Below are 17,310 nucleotides of genomic sequence, written 5' to 3' on the forward strand. Positions count from 1 at the left end.
GACCCGCCGAAACCGCCGGCCCCGTTGGCGTCAGCCCGCCAATCGGGCGTCAATCGCCGCCACTGCCGCGGCGACGGCCTCTTCTATTGAAAATTCGGAGGTGTCGATGCGCACCGCATCCTCAGCCGCCAGAAGGGGCGCGGTCATGCGGGAACTGTCCCGGGCATCCCGCGCCTTCACTTCCGCCAGAACCTCGTCAAAAACCGCCTCGATGCCGCGCTCGACAAGTTCCTTCCAACGGCGGCGCGCGCGGACTTCGGCGCTTGCGGTCACGAACAGCTTTGCTTCGGCGTCAGGACAGATCACCGTGCCGATGTCGCGCCCATCAAGAACCGCGCCGCCCGACCGACGGGCAAAGGCCCGCTGGAAATCTACCAAGGCGGAACGCACATCCGGGATCGACGCCACCTTGCTTGCCTCGTCAGCAATGGCTTGGGTCCGTAGCCCCTCCGCCTCTAGATCTTCGGCAACAAGCGCCTGCGCTGCGGCGATGGGATCCTCGCCCGCGAGACTGCGAAAGGCGACGGCACGGTACAAAAGGCCTGTATCGAGATGCGCGAATCCGAAATGCGCTGCCACCGCCCGGCTGACAGTACCTTTGCCCGCCGCCGCCGGGCCATCGATTGCCACCGTGAACGCCATACGAGCTACCCCTTTTCAATCCGCGCGCCGAGCGCGCTCATCAAAGGCTCGAATATCGGGAAAGAGGTAAGGATCGGGCCTCCGTCATCGACTGATACCGGCGCCTGTGCCCCCATGCCCAGCACGAGGAAAGACATGGCGATGCGGTGGTCCAAGTGGCTTGCCGCGGTTGCGCCGCCGGGGACGCCCCGTGGCCCCCGCCCTTCGACAATCCACCAATCCTCACCCTCTTCAACCACAATGCCATTGGCACGAAGCCCAACGGCCATTGCTTCGATGCGATCGCTTTCCTTGACCCGCAATTCCTTGACGCCCCGCATTTCGGTCCGCCCTTCGGCAAAGCTCGCGACGACAGACAGGATCGGGTATTCGTCGATCATGCTCGCCGCGCGCTCCGGCGGTACAGCAATCCCGGACATCTGGGGAGAAAACCGTGCGCGCAGATCGGCGACCGGCTCGCCGCCCTCTTCACGTTCGTTCTCATAGGTCAGATCCGCCCCCATCTCGCGCAGCGTGGTAAAAAGCCCGGCCCGCGTCGGATTGAGGCCGATATTGGGAACCAGCACGTTGGATCCTTCGGTGATCAGTGCAGCACATACCGGAAAGGCAGCGGAGGAGGGATCGCGGGGAACGGCGATCTGTTGCGGGCGCAACTCCGGCTGCCCCAGAAGCGTGATCACTCGGCCCTCTTCCGTGTCTTCTACCGTAAGCGTCGCGCCGAAGCCCGCCAACATGCGCTCTGAGTGGTCCCTGGTCGCCTCCTTCTCGATGACGATCGTCTCACCCGGCGCATTGAGGCCTGCCAAAAGCACCGCTGATTTCACCTGCGCCGAAGGAACTGGGGTCACGTAGCGCACCGGGACCGGATTGGACGCGCCCACGATCGTCATCGGCAACCGCCCGCCAGAGCGGCCATGCGCCGTAGCCCCGAACAGGGCAAGGGGGTCGGTGATCCGGGCCATGGGGCGTTTGTTCAGGCTGGCATCGCCCGTAAAGGTCGCGGTGATCGGTGTCGTCGCCATCGCCCCCATGATGAGGCGCACGCCCGTGCCGGAATTGCCGCAATCGATTACTTCGCCGGGTTCCGCAAAACCGCCCGTGCCGACGCCGTGGATCGACCACTCGCCCTCCCCATGACGTGTGACTTCGGCCCCGAAGGCGCGCATGGCCTTGGCCGTATCCAGAACGTCCTGCCCCTCGAGCAAGCCCGTCACCCTCGTCTCGCCCACGGCCATGGCCCCGAGGATCAAGGCGCGGTGAGAGATCGACTTGTCACCGGGCACCTCCGCTGTGCCGACTAGCGGCCCGGAGGGATACGAGGTCATCGGGGTCGGAATGCCGTGGGAGGACATGGGCGGGCCTTCTCTTCGGGAGTGTGTCGGCTGCCTGATAGCGCAGGCCGGTGCCTGCGTCCATCCGAGGTGACTACAGCCGGCGGAAGGTCAGGTAGTGGGGCACCCGCCCCTCTCGCAGCGCCTTCTTCTCATAGCGCGTGCTGATCCAGTCGCCCCATGGCTCACGCCAATCGCTCGCGCGTTCCCCCAGCCATTCGAATCCGTGCCGTGGGACTTCTTCGAGCGTTTGACGTACGTAATCGGGAATATCGGTCGCCACCCGGAATACCGCCCCGGGCTTCATCACGCGCGACAGCGGCTCCAGATAGTCACTGGTCACGAACCGGCGGCGATGATGACGTTTCTTGGGCCAAGGGTCGGGATAGAGAAGAAACGCTCTTTCGATGGATGCATCGGGGAGAACATCGAACAGATCCCTCACATCACCAGGATGCACCCTGAGATTGTCCACCGCCGCTTGCCGAATCTTGCCGAGCAACATCGCGACGCCGTTGATGTACGGCTCGCAGCCGATGATCCCCACCTCTGGGTTCTGCTCGGCTTGATGCACCAGATGCTCGCCGCCGCCGAAACCTATTTCGAGCCAGACGGGGCGACCGCCAAAGAGCCCCGCGAGGCCAAGCGGGAACCGCTCAGGATTCACATCCCAGTCCACATTTCCCGGCGAGAGAGCCGCAAGGTCCTCTTCGAGATAGACCTCCTGCGAAGGGCGCAAGGTTTTACCCTTCATCCTGCCATAGAAGTTGCGCCACGGTGCGCCTTTGGGGTGCTTTGTCTCGGTCATGGCGGGCCTCGTAGCGCCTTGGCTCACGTATCGCAAGCCACAGCACGTGTGAGGCCGCGCGCAGCAGGCCCCGCCACTCGCGGGGTCTGCACCATTTCTACGGCCGCAAAATCAGACGGCTTTCTTCAGCGCCTCGGTCAGGTCCGTCCGCTCCCAAGAGAAACCACCGTCCGCTTCGGGCGCGCGGCCGAAGTGGCCATAAGCAGCGGTGCGGGCATAGATAGGACGATTGAGATCAAGATGGGTGCGGATACCGCGCGGCGTGAGGTCCATGACCTGATTTACCGCCCGCTCGATCGCCGCAGGATCCACCTCACCGGTCCCAAAGGTATCGGCATAGATGGACAAGGGCCGTGCCACACCAATTGCATAGCTAAGCTGGATCAGGCAACGCCGCGCCATCCCGGAGGCGACAACGTTCTTGGCCAGATACCGCGCCGCATAGGCCGCCGAGCGATCCACCTTGGTTGGATCCTTCCCCGAAAACGCACCTCCGCCATGCGGCGCGGCGCCTCCGTAGGTATCGACGATGATCTTACGCCCCGTTAGACCTGCATCCCCATCCGGTCCACCAATGACAAAGCGGCCTGTGGGGTTGACCCACCATTCGGTTTCGGCGGTGATCCAGCCTTCGGGAAGGACTTCGCGGATATAGGGCTCCACAATCTCTCGGATATCCGCGCTCGTCTGGCCCTCGTCCGCGTGCTGGGTCGACAGCACGATCGAAGACACACCGACCGGCTCGCCGTTTTCATAGCGCACTGAAATCTGGCTCTTGGCATCGGGGCGCAGCGTCGGTTCGGTTCCGTCTTTGCGCACCTCGGCGAGTCTGCGAAGGATGCGATGCGCGAACTGAATGGGCGCTGGCATCAACTCATCGGTTTCATCCGAGGCATAACCAAACATGATACCCTGATCGCCCGCGCCCTCTTCCTTGTCGTGCGCGGCGTCGACTCCTTGGGCGATATGAGCGGATTGCTCATGGAGCAGGTTGGTCACCTCGCAAGTGGCGTGGTGGAACTTGTCTTGCTCATAGCCAATGTCACGGATGCACTCTCGCGCAATCCCTTCGATCCGGTCCATATAGTCAGCAAGTTTGGCCTTGTCGGAGAGGCCGACCTCCCCGCCGATGACGACACGGTTCGTCGTGGCAAAGGTCTCGCAGGCGACCCGCGCCTCCGGCTCTTCGGCGAGCAGCGCATCAAGCACGGCATCGGAAATGCGATCACAGACCTTGTCTGGATGCCCCTCGGAAACGGATTCCGAGGTAAAGATATAATTCTGGCGAGACATGAAGGGCGCTCCAATGGATTGACGCCGTCACTTCAGGAAGCCGTTGTGACGGGGAAACACAGCGATTAAGGGGAATGCCGCCCGTCGTCAACGTTGCAACCTACGCGAGCGCAACACCACCGTACCGCACATAATGAAAAGCAACACCCCGTATGGCCCGTCCCCGGTGCGCGAATAGAGAGTGGGAGGCCGTACGTCCGGCAGAGGCAGATCGACATACCCCGCCTCATTCAGCGGTATTGCCCCCCGGATACGCCCGCGCCCGTCGATCAGTGCGGACACCCCGGTATTGGCCGCTCTGGCGAGCGGCAGCCCCTGCTCGATGGCCCGCATGCGTGCCTGCGCTAGGTGCTGATAAGGACCGGAAAAAGACCCGAACCAAGCATCGTTCGTGATCTGCAAAAGCAACCTCGGTCGACCGCCCTCAGTTCGGGCATGTTGCGGGAAAACGGCCTCGTAGCAGATGAGAGGCAGCGCGGCCCCAATCCCTTCGATATCGATCAACCTAGGACCGGGCCCCGGGCTGTATCCACCAAGCCTGTCCGTCGCCAAACCAAAGATACCCATCCGCGCGGCGAGTTCGGCAAACGGAACGTATTCGCCGAAGGGCACGAGATGGTGTTTGTCATAAAGCGGTGCGGATGGCCCACCCCCGACCACGCGGAGCGAATTGTAAAGCTTACCCTTTTCCATGCGCATCACCCCAACGACCACAGGAGTGCCGTTGGCAGCCTCCGCAATCCGCGCGAAGATTGGCTCCGCATATTCCATCAAATACGGCACCGAAGTTTCGGGCCAGACGATCAGATCGGGGCGGGGCATTGCGGCAGTATAGTCAAGCTTGCGCTGGAGAAAGCGCTCGGTAAGCGCCGGGTCCCACTTCTCGTGCTGCGCAGCGTTCGGCTGCACGAGGCGCAGGATCGGGCCGGTGCTCGGCTCTGGTGCAGGAAGGGAAACCAGACTTAGCGCGGAGACGGCCGCAACAGCCAGCCCCCCTCGCCGTCCGAAAAAGGCGGGCAAGGCTGCAACCGCAAAGAGAAGTATGTTCGCCCCGTGCGGGCCGACCCAAGCCAGAAGTTGACCGGCCTGACCGTCGATCAATGCCTGAGCGGGCATGGCCCATGGAAACCCAGTAAAAATATACGCTCGGGCCAACTCCAGAAGGGCCCAGAACGGCACGATAGCCCACCCGCCTCCGGCAAGACGTGCCGCACCAAAGGCCGCCCCCCAAAAAAGCGCCATTCCCCCCGACATCAAGACAAGAGCGAAAGGGGCCATCCACCCGTGACGCGCCACATCGACGAAGAAGGGTTCAACAATCCAAAACAGGACAAGCGCGAAATACCCGATGCCGGTACAGAGCCCCAACAGCGTCGCCTCGCGCACGGAGGTCGCACGATACCAGAGCCAGATTGCAGCGGAAAACCCCAATAGGCCAAGCGGCGGCAAGTCGAACGGGGCTTGCGAAAGCCCCGCCACCAGCCCCGCTCCAGCGGCCATCACCGCCTCGTGTCGTTTCACGCGGCGGGCACGTCAGGCAGCAGGACCCGCATACGCTTGATCCGCCGAGGGTCTGCGTCGATCACCTCGAATTCGACCCCGGACGGATGTTCGACCACTTCGCCGCGCGCAGGTACGCGCCCCGCAAGCATGAAGACGAGACCGCCAAGAGTGTCGATCTCTTCCTCATCGATATCCTCGTGCTCCGTCAGGGCCATTCCGATCGCTGTTTCGAAATCGCTCAGTGGAGTCCGCGCCTGAGCAAGATAGCACCCCGGCCGTTCCTCGCTCCAGAGTTCGTCTTCCTCGAGATCGTGCTCGTCTTCGATCTCACCGACCACCTGCTCGATCAAGTCCTCAATGGTCACCAAGCCGTCGACGCCGCCGTATTCATCAATCACGAGCGCCATGTGCCGCCGCTCAGTCTGCATCTTGGTGAGCAAGACGCCCAAGGGCATCGATGGCGGGACATAAAGCAGCGGCCGGAGCATCTTGGAGATGACAAACCGGCCGCTATCCCCGTTGAACCCGTGGCGCAGCGCAAAATCCTTCAGATGCACCATGCCAATCGGGGTATCCAATGTTCCCTTGTACACGGGCAGCCGGCTCATCCCGCTTTCGCGGAACACTTCGACAAGATCTTCGCGCGTGATGGTCGAAGGGACCGCAACGATCTCGACCTTGGGAATGGAGACGTCTTCAACACGCTTGCGTCGCAGGTTGAAAAGCCCGTGGGTCGCTTTCGGCTTCGGCGCCTGCTCGGCCCCGTTCACCTCGCCCGTCTCATCGGTTTCGGACGTGCCACCAAAAAGGCGGCGGAGGAATCCCCCTTGCGGAACGTCTATCTGGCCTTCCGGCTGCGCGCTTTGCGCAGCGTCAGAAGACTCATCAGTACTGTCGCCCATGAATCCTTTCCGTCGGGGGCATACCCCGGTTACATCGAGTATGGGTCAGGCAGACCCATTTTGCCAAGTATCTCACGTTCAAGCCCCTCCATCAGGGCCGCATCCGCGTTTCGAGTGTGATCATAACCCAACAAATGCAACGTGGCATGAACCAGAAGATGCGTCACATGGTCCGAAAGCGGTTTGTCGCCCACCTCTGCTTCGCGCACGCAGGTTTCCCAAGCGATGGCGATATCTCCCAGCTCCGTATCGCCGTCCGGATCGGGGGGGGCCGGCTCGGCCCCATCATCCTCTGCCCCCCGCTCCTCTGAGGGCCACGACAGGACATTCGTTGGTTGAGGTTTCTTGCGGAAGTCACCGTTGAGAGAGGCGATACGAGCGTCGTCACAGGCAAGCAGAGATACTTCCCAATCGTGCCCCAAACCCAAATGCGCCAAAGTTGCGGCAACGGAGCTCTCCGCAAGCGTTTCGAGCGCAACCTCTTCCCACCGGGCATCTTCGATCATGGTTTCGACGATCATCGCACTTCCTGTCTGTCGCGCATCCCCTATATGGCATGACGTAGAGCGCTAAGGAGTTCAGGTCATGGGATATGTCAAGACTGCCATGCTGATGGCCGCCATGACGGCCTTGTTCATGGGGATCGGCTATTTGATGGGCGGGACCGGCGGCATGGTGATCGCGCTGGTCGCGGCGGCTGCGATGAACGGTTTCACCTGGTGGAATTCCGACCGGATGATTCTGCGCATGCACAACGCCCAAGTGGTGACTCAAGGCGCGCTTCCTGATCTCGTCGCGAGCCTGGCACGAAACGCAGGATTGCCGATGCCTGCCGTATACCTGATCGACACGCCGCAACCCAATGCCTTCGCAACCGGGCGTAATCCCCAAAACGCGGCGGTGGCGGTGACCACCGGGTTGATGAGGACGCTGTCGCGGGAAGAGTTGGCCGGGGTCATCGCCCACGAGTTGGCCCATATCCGCAACCACGATACGGCGATCATGACCGTAACGGCGACCTTCGCCGGGGCGATCACCATGTTGGCCAATTTCGCCATGTTCTTTGGGGGTCGGCGCGACAACGGTGTGGGCCTTATCGGAACTCTCGCGCTGATGTTCCTCGCCCCGCTCGCAGCGGCACTCGTTCAGATGGCCATTAGCCGGACCCGCGAATATTCCGCCGACAAGGCCGGTGCGGAGATTTGCGGGCACCCGCTTTGGCTTGCCTCAGCGCTGGAGCGGATACAGATGGGCGCGTCGAGAATCGACAATGAGGCCGCGGAGCGCAATCCCGCCACCGCCCATATGTTTATCATCAATCCACTTCACGCCCACAAGCGTGACAATCTCTTTTCCACGCACCCAGCCACGGAAAACCGCGTTGCGGCGCTCCGTCAGATGGCGGGTGTGGCACGGACCCAAAGTGCGGGACCGTGGGGCTGATCAGGCCGGGTTGTCCGCGTCGTAGGCTTCGATGATTCGCGCGACCAGCGGGTGACGCACCACATCCTTGGCCGTGAAATAGCTGAAGCTGATGGCAGGAATATGCGCGAGGAGCCTCTCTGCATCGCTAAGGCCAGACGTGACCCCGCGGGGCAGATCGACCTGACTGCGATCACCGGTGATGACCATGCGGGATCCTTCACCCAACCGGGTGAGGAACATCTTCATCTGCATCGTCGTGGCATTTTGTGCCTCATCTAGCACCACAAAGGCGTTGGCCAGCGTGCGCCCGCGCATGAAGGCGAGCGGCGCGATCTCTATCTTCTTTTCTTCGATGAGTTTCGCAACCTGCTTGCCCGGAAGGAAATCGTTCAGGGCATCATAGAGCGGCTGCATGTAAGGATCGACTTTGTCCTTCATGTCACCGGGAAGGTAGCCGAGTTTCTCACCCGCCTCTACCGCCGGGCGGGACAGAACGATCCGGTCCACGTGGCCCTCGATGAACATCGACACGCCCACGGCGACGGCAAGGTAGGTCTTGCCCGTTCCCGCCGGTCCGATCCCGAAGGCCAATTCCTTCTCGAAAAGCGCCCTCACATAGGCTTTCTGAGCCTCTGTTCTGGGTTCGACCCGCTTCTTGCGCGTGTGGATCTCAATACGCCCGCCGCGGAACATCTCCAACTGATCGCCGTCCTGCGCACCTGACTCTTCGGTACTGGCTCCCATACGGATTTCGCGGTCGATGTCCCCAGTTTCTATGCCACGCCCGGTTTCCAAGCGTTCATAAAGGGCCTGCAGGACTTCGGCGGCCTCTCGCTGGGTGTCTTCGTCGCCATGGATCGCGAGCAGATTGCCGCGCCTGCGAATCTGTACCCCGAGCCTGCTTTCAAGCTCCGCGAGGTTACGATCAAACTCACCACATAATTCAATGAGTAGCCGGTTGTCGGCAAATTCAAGGAGGGCTTCCGGCGGGGTGCCGGTTTGCTTCAGCGGGGGCAGCACGGTGGTCGGCAATCAAAACTCCAGTGCGATAACCGTTTTTCTGGATCGTGCCCGGCGCAACCTCGTCTGGCAAGCGCCGGGATCGATTTGTTTTCGTTGCGAAGGCTGTTTTGGTCTCTTTCGCTCATCTAAGGCTCAACGGCGCGCTTGGCGCGGGCCGGAAATGGTGTCGGTGACACCGGCGGACCCTGAATCATAGTCGCCAAGGACAACCCCCGCAGGATAGCGCGAGTTGCAAACCGGCATGCCCGTGCTGGGATTGAACCGCTCCGTGGCATACCCTTCGACGCCATCATCGATCAGCCACACCTGACAGCCATCCGGCGTGATCGCCAGCGCGGCGCGTCCCTGCGCCAGCCCGCCCGGATCATTCCCTTGGTCCTGTCCAACGGCCACAATCGAATCCGCACCGCCATAGCTCTGGGTGCCTTCGATGGAGCATCCCGCCAAGGTCGCGCCGAGGCCCAAAATCATCCCGGATCGTGTCACGAGGTTCACCAGCCGTAGCATTGGATTTCCGTCCCTCCGCTCGCCGTTGCAGCCGCGCCTTCGTACGCGACGACTTTGCCAGATGCCCGGGCGAGCGCGCTGACCGCCTCTGCCCTTGCTTGCGAAATACGTCTGCGACGCTCGGCAGAGCCTTGGCTTGCGGAGCTGTCATAGATGGATATGGCAGAGTCTTTGCGGCCCTCAAAGAAGCGCCCAAGTTCCGCGCGACCCGTTTCGGAAAGGGTCGTAGCATCTCCCTGAAAGAGGGTACCGCTGACCAGACAGCGTGTTGGTTTCGAACAGATGGGGCGCCCAGAGCGGGGATTTCGCCGAGGGACCATATAGCCTTCGACACCGCCATCTGCCCACCAGTGCTGGCACCCGTCAGCATCGATCCAGAGGCTCCAGTCGATGCGGCCCGTCACACGGAGCCCCTCGCCTGTGGCCGAAATCGCCGGCGCGGCCATACCAAGCGCCGCACTGGCCCACACGGCCATGACAGCGATCTTTGTCGCAAATTTCATGATGTCCAGCCTCACAGTCTTCATTGCCGGGTCTTCAGCCTGCGACAGGCATCGGCATTCGGTCAATCGCTTTTGCGGTACATATGTGTCGAATGCCATCAATCGCGGCATAGCTCTCCGAAGAGGGAGTTGGTCCCGCTCTCGGTGATGCGCGCGCGTACCGTTTCTCCCTGAGCGGCCGTGCAATCGGCGATATGCACAGCGTGCAGGTAACCCGTCTTGCCAACCATCTGTCCGGGCTTCCGTCCCGGCTTTTCGATCAGCACGTCAAGCTCCCGGCCCACCATCGTATCCTGCACCGCACGCTGTTGCCGTGTGATCAATGCCTGCAACCGCTGAAGCCGTTCGGAGGCGACATCGGGATCTACCTGCGAGCGCTCGGCCGCGGGCGTGCCGGGCCGGGTCGAATACTTGAAGGAATAGGCATAGCCGTAGTTCACCGCCTCGACGATATCCAAGGTTGCCTGAAAGTCTTCCTCCGTCTCCTCGGGAAACCCCACGATAAAATCGCCGGACATCAGGATGTCGGGCCGCGCGCCGCGGATACGTTCGATCAGGCGCAGATATCCCTCGGCGGTATGTTTGCGATTCATTCGCTTGAGAATGCGGTCGGAGCCTGACTGTACGGGAAGGTGCAGATAGGGCATCAGCTTGGCGCAGGTCCCGTGGGCCTCGATCAGATCGTCCGACATGTCGTTGGGGTGCGAGGTCGTGAACCGGATACGCTCTAGCCCGTCGATCCCGTCGAGCGCCCAGATGAGACGCGCGAGCGACCAGTCGGCCCCATCAGGCCCCGTGCCATGGTATCCATTGACGTTCTGCCCAAGCAGTGTGATTTCCCGCACGCCGCGTTCAACGAGTTCGCGCGCCTCGTCGAGAATTCGCCCGACAGGACGGGAGACTTCCGCACCGCGGGTATAGGGTACGACGCAAAAGGCACAGAACTTGTCGCACCCCTCCTGCACCGTCAGGAACGCGGTGGGTCCCCGCTTTGATTTGGGGCGGCTTTTCAGGTGTTCGAACTTGTCCTCTTCGGGAAAGTCCGTATCGAGCGCCTTCTCCCCGCTGCGGGCCTTGGCCTCCAGCTCAGGCAGGCGGTGATAGCTCTGCGGACCCACGACCAGATCGACGAGCGGTTGCCGCCGCATGATCTCGGCGCCTTCGGCCTGAGCCACACATCCCGCCACACCGATCTTGAGGTCGGGCCGCTCGGCCTTGAGGCCCCTGAAGCGGCCAAGTTCGGAATAGACCTTCTCGGCGGCCTTCTCACGGATATGGCAGGTGTTGAGCAGGATCATATCCGCGTCATCGGGCGTAGCGGTCTCTACATAGCCTTGCCCGCCGAGTGCCTCGGCCATGCGCTCGCTGTCATAGACATTCATCTGACAGCCATAGGTCTTGATGAAGAGCTTCTTGGGGGCCGTCATTGGTTGGGCTCCTGCGGACAAGGGGATTGAGCGCGCGTTCTAACGCCTCGGCCTTGACCTTGCAATGGCACGCCCGTTGCCCCTATGTCGAAGCCTCCAGCAAATGATATGATCCAGATGTTGCGCCGATCAGACCCCATCTCCAACCCCAGCCTGCTCCGGACCCTGCAACGCGGGATCGCGGCTGGTCCCGTGGCGGTCTTGCTGATGGAGGACGCCATAGAGGCGACCAGCACCGTGGCGCATCACCTCAACCTCGGTTTCGGCGCCGTCCTTGTGCTTTCCCCCCCCGATCTCGCGCTCGACCTACCCGACGATCCACGGGTGCACCAGGTGGAATTCGACACCCGCGCAACCGGAGCATTGCCCGATGCGGTCAATCTGGCCGCGAACGCACTACCGGGCAGGTGGATATACTATGGATACAACGCCGAATACCTGTTCTTCCCCTTCAGCGAGACCCGCAGCATCGGAGAATTGCTGACGTTCCATGGAGAGGAGCGCCGCGAGGCCATGCTGGCCTATGTCGTTGATCTCTATGCGCCGGACCTTTCAGACCACCCCAATGCCGTGGATCTCCCTACTGCTCATCTCGATACCGCAGGGTACTATGCTCTCGCCCGTCAGGATGCGGTCACTGGGGCAACGCTGGAACGGCAGCTCGATTTTTATGGCGGCCTTCGCTGGCGCTTTGAAGAACACGTGCCGCAGGAGCGTCGGCGCATCGACCGCATTTCCCTGTTCCGCGCTCGGTCAGGTGTCCGCTTGCGCGCCGATCACACGCACACGGATGAAGAATGGAACACCTATGCATGCCCCTGGCATCATAACCTCACGGCGGTGATAGCGTCCTTTCGGACGGCCAAGGCGCTGAAGCGCAATCCCGGCAGCACCTTCGATATTCCCAGTTTCATGTGGCGAAATTCGGCCCCCTTTGAATGGCATTCCCAGCAACTGATGGACCTTGGCTTGATGGAACCGGGGCAGTGGTTCTGATCGGGGTTTCCCTCCGCTAGAAGACCCCTATGCTGACGCGGATTCAATGTACGGATACACCATGAGCCAAGACCCCCTCGTCATCTTCACACCCTCCGGCAAACGTGGTCGGTTTCCCGCAGGCACGCCAGTTCTGACGGCGGCCCGGCAGCTTGGGGTCGATCTCGACAGTGTGTGCGGCGGGCGCGGGATCTGCTCGAAATGTCAGGTGCAGCCCTCATATGGCGAGTTCTCTAAGCATGGTGTCACCGTACACGAGGACGCCCTCTCTGACTGGAACAAGGTCGAGGCTCGCTATGATGAAAAACGGGGGCTGAAACCGGGCCGGCGGCTTGGCTGTCAGGCGACCATTCTGCGTGACGTGGTCATTGACGTGCCCGCCGAAAGTCAGGTTCACAAACAGGTTGTCAGAAAGCGTGCCGAAGCGCACGACATCATCCTAAATCCCACCGTCCGGCTCGCCTATATCGAGGTGGCGGAACCCGATATGCACGATCCCGCTGGCGATCTTGAGCGGGTCAAGGCGGCGCTTGCGGAGCAATGGGACATTCCGACTGTTGACGCGGACCTGCATATTCTTGGACAATTGCAACCAGCGCTCCGAAAGGGCGCGTGGAAGATTACGGTGGCGCTGCATCAGGGGAATTCCGACCCGGCGCCGCGCATCATGCACCTTTGGCCCGGCTTTTACGACGGCACCATCTATGGGATCGCGGTCGACCTCGGCAGCACCACCATCGCGGCCCATCTGTGTGATCTGCGCACCGGCGCGGTGACTGCCTCCTCCGGCATCATGAATCCGCAAATTCGTTTCGGCGAAGACCTCATGAGCCGCGTGAGCTATGCAATGATGAACGAAACGGGTGCGGCGGAGATGACCGCCGCGGTCCGCGAGGGCATGAATACGTTGTTCGCGCGTATCTCCGAAGAGGCGGGGATCGAAACATCGCTGATCATGGATGCGGTTTTTGTCTGCAACCCGGTCATGCATCACCTCTTCCTCGGGATCGACCCCTATGAACTCGGTCAGGCGCCCTTTGCCTTGGCGACCTCCGGCGCGCTCCGCCTCATGGCCCGAGATCTGGACCTTTCGATTCATCCCGCCGCGCGCACCTATATCCTGCCCTGCATTGCGGGCCACGTCGGGGCCGATGCCGCCGCCGTGGCGCTTTCCGAAGCGCCTGACAAAAGCGAAGACCTCGTTCTGATCGTCGATGTAGGCACCAATGCCGAGATCCAGCTTGGCAATAAGACCCGCGTTCTTGCCTGTTCCTCCCCCACCGGCCCTGCCTTCGAAGGGGCGCAGATCAGCTCGGGTCAGCGCGCCGCACCGGGCGCCATCGAACGCGTCGAAATTGACCCCGTGACAAAGGCGCCGCGCTTCAAGGTGATTGGGTCCGATCTGTGGTCGACCGATGCAGGTTTCGCCGAGGAAACGGCCGTCACCGGTATCACCGGCATCTGCGGGTCGGGCATTATCGAGGCGATTGCCGAAATGCGAATGGCGGGCATCGTCGATGCTTCGGGCCTCATTGGCTCTGCGGAGCAAACGGGCACCCCCCTCTGCATTCCCGACGGTCGCACACATTCCTACGTGCTGCACGATGGACGCGCAGAGGATGGGCCGCTCATTACGGTGACCAACCCCGACATCCGCGCGATTCAGATGGCCAAAGCCGCGCTCTATGCCGGGGCGCGGCTTTTGATGGACAAGATGGAAGTGGAGACCGTCGACCGGGTGGTTCTGGCCGGTGCCTTCGGCGCACATATCTCCCCCAAGCATGCCATGGTGCTTGGCATGATCCCCGATGCGCCGCTTGAAAAGGTCACCTCGGCGGGAAACGCGGCGGGGACCGGGGCGCGCATCGCATTGCTTAACCGCGACGCACGGGGCGAAATCGAGGAAACGGTGGGCCGTATCGAAAAGATCGAAACCGCGATCGAGCCGCGGTTTCAGGAGCATTTCGTGAACGCCTCGGCCATGCCCAACGCGGCGGAGCCTTTCCCGTTACTGCGCGCGCTCGTTCCCCTGCCAGATCTGTCGTTCAATTCGGGCGGCGGAGGTGACGGCGCACCGACCAGACGTCGCCGCCGCGCACGCTGAGGCGGCGGGTTCAGGCCGTCTGCCTTTCTGCCTCCACATCCAAGTGATCGAGCAACCTGTTTACCATGGAAATGGCATAGGAGCGGCTGCCGTGTGTCGCATCCGTTTCCTGATTAGCGGCATCCTTTGGCGCACTCAGATACTCGCGGGCCTGAGGCCGTGGCAGCACCTCGCAGTTTAGCGCGTCGCCCAATTGCCCCACATACTGCGCCTCTGCGTCACAGAACCGCGTCCAATGCTCCATGCTCATTCCTGCGGGCAGCCGGATCGGGCGGATCCACGGCTCACAGATCACCCGCCCCTCAAAACCCGCACTCCGCAAAGCCTCAAGGTTGCCGCGATGCCATCGCATATTCTCATGCTCCCGCACCATGGAGTTCAACAACCCCTCCGAGACTGGCATCTTGGCCAGTGCGCGGGCGGGATGGGACTTGAGCACACCGACAGGGCGCAGACCGATCGCCGAATAGATGATGGCGTCGTAGTCGCTTGCAAAGATCCCCTCGTCGCGCCCACCGACAACCACGGTTCTGTTAGACTGGGCACGCGAAGAATAGGCCGGGGGGGAGGAGATTTGCGTGGTGTTCTGATCGATCTGGAATTCCAGATTGGCGGGCGTCACGAACCAATCCACAGTCACCGAAGGCCGTTGCGCAAACACCTCCTTTGCCAGGTAAAGCGTTGCAGCATGGCTGCTGCCAAGCACGAGAATCCGGCGGCTCATCGACCGAATGCCTCAAGCACAGCCTCTTCGCACTGCACGTCCTCTTCGGTTTTCTCGGCGGATTTGCCCGCTTTCGCGGGAAGCGCGGACAGACGCGGATGCTGGCTGAAAAAGACCTTCATGACGGTTTCTACCCCGTCGTTGCGAACGGAACGCAAGTTATTCTCATAGAAAACGGACCTCGCCGCCTGATTGGTGATGATCTCGTAGGATGGGAAATAGTCTACGTAGCGGTGATCTTGCGCAAGTTGCCCTGCCACGGCCCGCAACACCGACTTGGAATAGACCGTCGCGGGCAACACATGCTCCCCCGATGCCGTTGCCGTAAGAGGCACAGGCGAGACCGTCAGGAGATAGCGCAGGGGCCGTTTACCCCGGAATTCCACCAGTTCCTTGTGAAACTGCCGGAATGCGCGGAGGTTATCGGCAAAACCGATGTTCCGAAACTTGTACACCTCGGGATCGAAGGTCCCCCCGAACACCCCCGGCACGCTCGGATAGACCAAGGATGTCGCTGCATTCTCCCATGTCTCGGTCAGCCCCATGGTGAAGACGAAGATATCCATGTTCTGGAACATCTCCCGCACACGGCTCAGGTGGTATTCCCGATGTTTACGAACCTCCGCGACCGTGGGTAGGCCGTCCGGCTCCACGGCGGGACGGAAGGCGTCGATATACGCGCCATCGGGTCGTTGCCACGCGAGATCCTCATCGTCGATCTGAATCGTCCCGGCGGCCTCCCGCAAAAGCTGAAGCAGTTGAAGGAGCGTGTAGATATTGCCGTATCGGGCCGAATACATCGAATACCCGTATTTCTGCGCAAGCTCCTGCGGAAGTCCACCGGGCGTTGGCTCCACGTTCAGCACCTCATAACCTGACCGATTCATGTACCGGGAGATATGCTGCGCAAAGCAGCTGCCCGCGGTGGCGATCTTGTGCCGGCGGGCGATACTCCACTTCTTCGTATACAGGTTTTCGATCTGAAACGGGTTCGAACGCTCCACCCCAGTCTTCCAAAAAGCTTCGGGGGGAAGGGCGCTATATGGGTTCATGATTTCGGCTTTGTCTGGGGAGGGGTATCCGATGGGAAACACGTTCAGTTTCGGCGGTCAACTGATTTCTGGGCCCCGCCTGCGCCCCCATGCCGACCTGCGCGGTAGCGCTCCCCTTCTCATCAGAACCCTCCGCCGATCACTCACCTGACGTTTATGTTATCCGCTCGTGAACGCTAAATTTGAACCTTCCGGGGTGGCCCGTGTTGTCACTGCATCAGCGCATACGAACCGCGTATGTGCAGCCACTACTGAGAAGGAATGTCACATGAACCGCTTCAGCAAAGCCGCTATCCTTGGTACCACGATGTTTGTCGCCGCCGGCGCAGCCAGCGCGGAGATTGTAAACGCTGACCAACTCAACGCGAACGAAACCGTCGTTGAGAACGCGATGAAGATTTCCAACTTCTCCACACTCGTGGCCGCCGTGAAAGCTGCCGGTCTTGCAGAGCCGCTCATGGGCGAAGGCCCCTACACCATCCTCGCGCCAACCGATGCCGCGTTCGACAAGCTCGACGATGGCGCCGTAGAGTCGCTGATGGCCCCTGAGAACCGTGAGCAGCTGACAGGTCTCCTGCAGGCGCACGTCATCCCCGGTCTGCTGACGCAAGCCGACATCGAGAAGCTCATCCTCGAAGAAGACGTGGCCAACACAGGCGTGACAGTGAACACAGTCGACGGCGAAGGCTTCACCGTTGATACCCTGTCTTCGGCCACCGACATCAGCTTCATGAAAGAAGGCTCCGGCACCTACGTGAGCACGACGCTTGGCGGAAGCGAAGCGGGCATCAAGATCATCGAAGGTGACATCATGGGCTCCAACGGTGTTGTCCACGTCATCGACGGCGTGCTGATGCCGGGCAAGTAAGCCCAGCTCCGAATTAGTTTCCAAAGGCCGTCCGGTATGTCCGGGCGGCCTTTTTCATGCGACCCCCGCGAGACCATCTTGACGAGGTGCGCCGCCTTCATTAGGTGATCCCGACACGCGGGTATGGTGAAAAGGTATCACGCGAGCTTCCCAAGCTTAAGTTACGAGTTCGATTCTCGTTACCCGCTCCAGAAAACCCCGG

Annotated in this window: 17 protein-coding genes, 1 tRNA gene and 1 riboswitch; of the genes, 5 read left to right on the forward strand and 13 right to left on the reverse strand. The window is 61.4% G+C overall.

Annotated features, from left to right (window positions below; genetic code table 11):
• Positions 1-30 precede the first annotated feature (30 nt).
• From cmk to ybeY, 7 genes are all read right to left on the reverse strand, one after another.
• Positions 31-642: a (d)CMP kinase gene (gene cmk, locus BM234_RS06460; RefSeq protein ID WP_092062049.1), complete on the reverse strand. Its 612-nt coding sequence runs from the start codon at positions 640-642 to the stop codon at positions 31-33.
• Positions 643-647: 5 nt separating this feature from the next.
• Complete coding sequence (gene aroA, locus BM234_RS06465; RefSeq protein ID WP_092062052.1) at positions 648-1,994, reverse strand: 3-phosphoshikimate 1-carboxyvinyltransferase; 1,347 nt, start codon at positions 1,992-1,994, stop codon at positions 648-650.
• A 73-nt stretch (positions 1,995-2,067) separates the two neighbouring features.
• Positions 2,068-2,781, reverse strand: a complete 714-nt coding sequence (trmB, locus tag BM234_RS06470) for a tRNA (guanine(46)-N(7))-methyltransferase TrmB (protein ID WP_092062054.1) — start codon at positions 2,779-2,781, stop codon at positions 2,068-2,070.
• 111 nt (positions 2,782-2,892) lie between these two features.
• Positions 2,893-4,074: a methionine adenosyltransferase gene (gene metK / locus BM234_RS06475; protein WP_092062057.1), complete on the reverse strand. Its 1,182-nt coding sequence runs from the start codon at positions 4,072-4,074 to the stop codon at positions 2,893-2,895.
• A 6-nt stretch (positions 4,075-4,080) separates the two neighbouring features.
• Positions 4,081-4,129: riboswitch (SAM-SAH riboswitch) on the reverse strand.
• A gap of 32 nt (positions 4,130-4,161) precedes the next feature.
• Complete coding sequence (gene lnt / locus BM234_RS06480; RefSeq protein ID WP_092062061.1) at positions 4,162-5,574, reverse strand: apolipoprotein N-acyltransferase; 1,413 nt, start codon at positions 5,572-5,574, stop codon at positions 4,162-4,164.
• 17 nt (positions 5,575-5,591) lie between these two features.
• Complete coding sequence (locus BM234_RS06485; protein ID WP_092062064.1) at positions 5,592-6,479, reverse strand: transporter associated domain-containing protein; 888 nt, start codon at positions 6,477-6,479, stop codon at positions 5,592-5,594.
• Between the two features lie 29 nt (positions 6,480-6,508).
• Positions 6,509-7,000, reverse strand: coding sequence for an rRNA maturation RNase YbeY (gene ybeY / locus BM234_RS06490; RefSeq protein ID WP_092062066.1), 492 nt, complete (start codon positions 6,998-7,000; stop codon positions 6,509-6,511).
• Between the two features lie 64 nt (positions 7,001-7,064).
• Here ybeY and htpX point away from each other — a divergent pair, with 64 nt between their 5' ends.
• Positions 7,065-7,922 (forward strand): zinc metalloprotease HtpX, encoded by an 858-nt coding sequence (htpX, locus tag BM234_RS06495; protein WP_092062069.1) that lies wholly within the window; start codon positions 7,065-7,067, stop codon positions 7,920-7,922.
• Here htpX and BM234_RS06500 read toward each other — a convergent pair whose 3' ends face one another.
• The 4 genes from BM234_RS06500 to miaB all read right to left on the reverse strand — a co-directional run bounded on the left by BM234_RS06500 (position 7,923) and on the right by miaB (position 11,364).
• Entirely contained in the window at positions 7,923-8,936 is a 1,014-nt protein-coding gene (locus BM234_RS06500) for a PhoH family protein (RefSeq protein ID WP_092062072.1), read from the reverse strand. It abuts the gene before it with no gap.
• Positions 8,937-9,059: 123 nt separating this feature from the next.
• Positions 9,060-9,434: a hypothetical protein gene (locus BM234_RS06505; RefSeq protein WP_092062075.1), complete on the reverse strand. Its 375-nt coding sequence runs from the start codon at positions 9,432-9,434 to the stop codon at positions 9,060-9,062.
• Positions 9,419-9,937 carry an OmpA family protein gene (locus BM234_RS06510; RefSeq protein WP_139226772.1) on the reverse strand — a complete coding sequence of 173 codons (519 nt, stop codon included), beginning with the start codon at positions 9,935-9,937 and terminating at the stop codon, positions 9,419-9,421. The genes BM234_RS06505 and BM234_RS06510 overlap by 16 nt, the downstream gene beginning before the upstream one ends.
• Positions 9,938-10,035: 98 nt before the next feature.
• Entirely contained in the window at positions 10,036-11,364 is a 1,329-nt protein-coding gene (miaB, locus tag BM234_RS06515) for a tRNA (N6-isopentenyl adenosine(37)-C2)-methylthiotransferase MiaB (protein ID WP_092062081.1), read from the reverse strand.
• A gap of 117 nt (positions 11,365-11,481) precedes the next feature.
• Here miaB and BM234_RS06520 point away from each other — a divergent pair, with 117 nt between their 5' ends.
• Together BM234_RS06520 and BM234_RS06525 are read left to right on the forward strand one after the other, a co-directional pair.
• Entirely contained in the window at positions 11,482-12,360 is an 879-nt protein-coding gene (locus BM234_RS06520) for a glycosyltransferase family protein (RefSeq protein ID WP_092063236.1), read from the forward strand.
• 61 nt (positions 12,361-12,421) lie between these two features.
• A complete protein-coding gene (locus BM234_RS06525) occupies positions 12,422-14,464 on the forward strand; it encodes an ASKHA domain-containing protein (protein ID WP_092062084.1) in 2,043 nt (680 codons plus the stop codon).
• Between the two features lie 10 nt (positions 14,465-14,474).
• Here BM234_RS06525 and BM234_RS06530 read toward each other — a convergent pair whose 3' ends face one another.
• Both BM234_RS06530 and BM234_RS06535 read right to left on the reverse strand, forming a co-directional pair.
• Positions 14,475-15,188, reverse strand: coding sequence for a hypothetical protein (locus tag BM234_RS06530; protein ID WP_092062088.1), 714 nt, complete (start codon positions 15,186-15,188; stop codon positions 14,475-14,477).
• Positions 15,185-16,240, reverse strand: a complete 1,056-nt coding sequence (locus BM234_RS06535) for a GSCFA domain-containing protein (RefSeq protein ID WP_092063239.1) — start codon at positions 16,238-16,240, stop codon at positions 15,185-15,187. Before BM234_RS06535 ends, BM234_RS06530 begins: the two co-directional genes overlap by 4 nt.
• Positions 16,241-16,508: 268 nt before the next feature.
• Here BM234_RS06535 and BM234_RS06540 point away from each other — a divergent pair, with 268 nt between their 5' ends.
• Positions 16,509-17,108, forward strand: a complete 600-nt coding sequence (locus BM234_RS06540; protein ID WP_092062091.1) for a fasciclin domain-containing protein — start codon at positions 16,509-16,511, stop codon at positions 17,106-17,108.
• A gap of 117 nt (positions 17,109-17,225) precedes the next feature.
• Positions 17,226-17,299, forward strand: a tRNA-Gly gene (locus BM234_RS06545).
• The last annotated feature ends 11 nt before the right edge of the window (positions 17,300-17,310 follow it).

It is taken from the genome of Poseidonocella pacifica, from assembly GCF_900111875.1.
Taxonomy (GTDB): domain Bacteria; phylum Pseudomonadota; class Alphaproteobacteria; order Rhodobacterales; family Rhodobacteraceae; genus Poseidonocella; species Poseidonocella pacifica.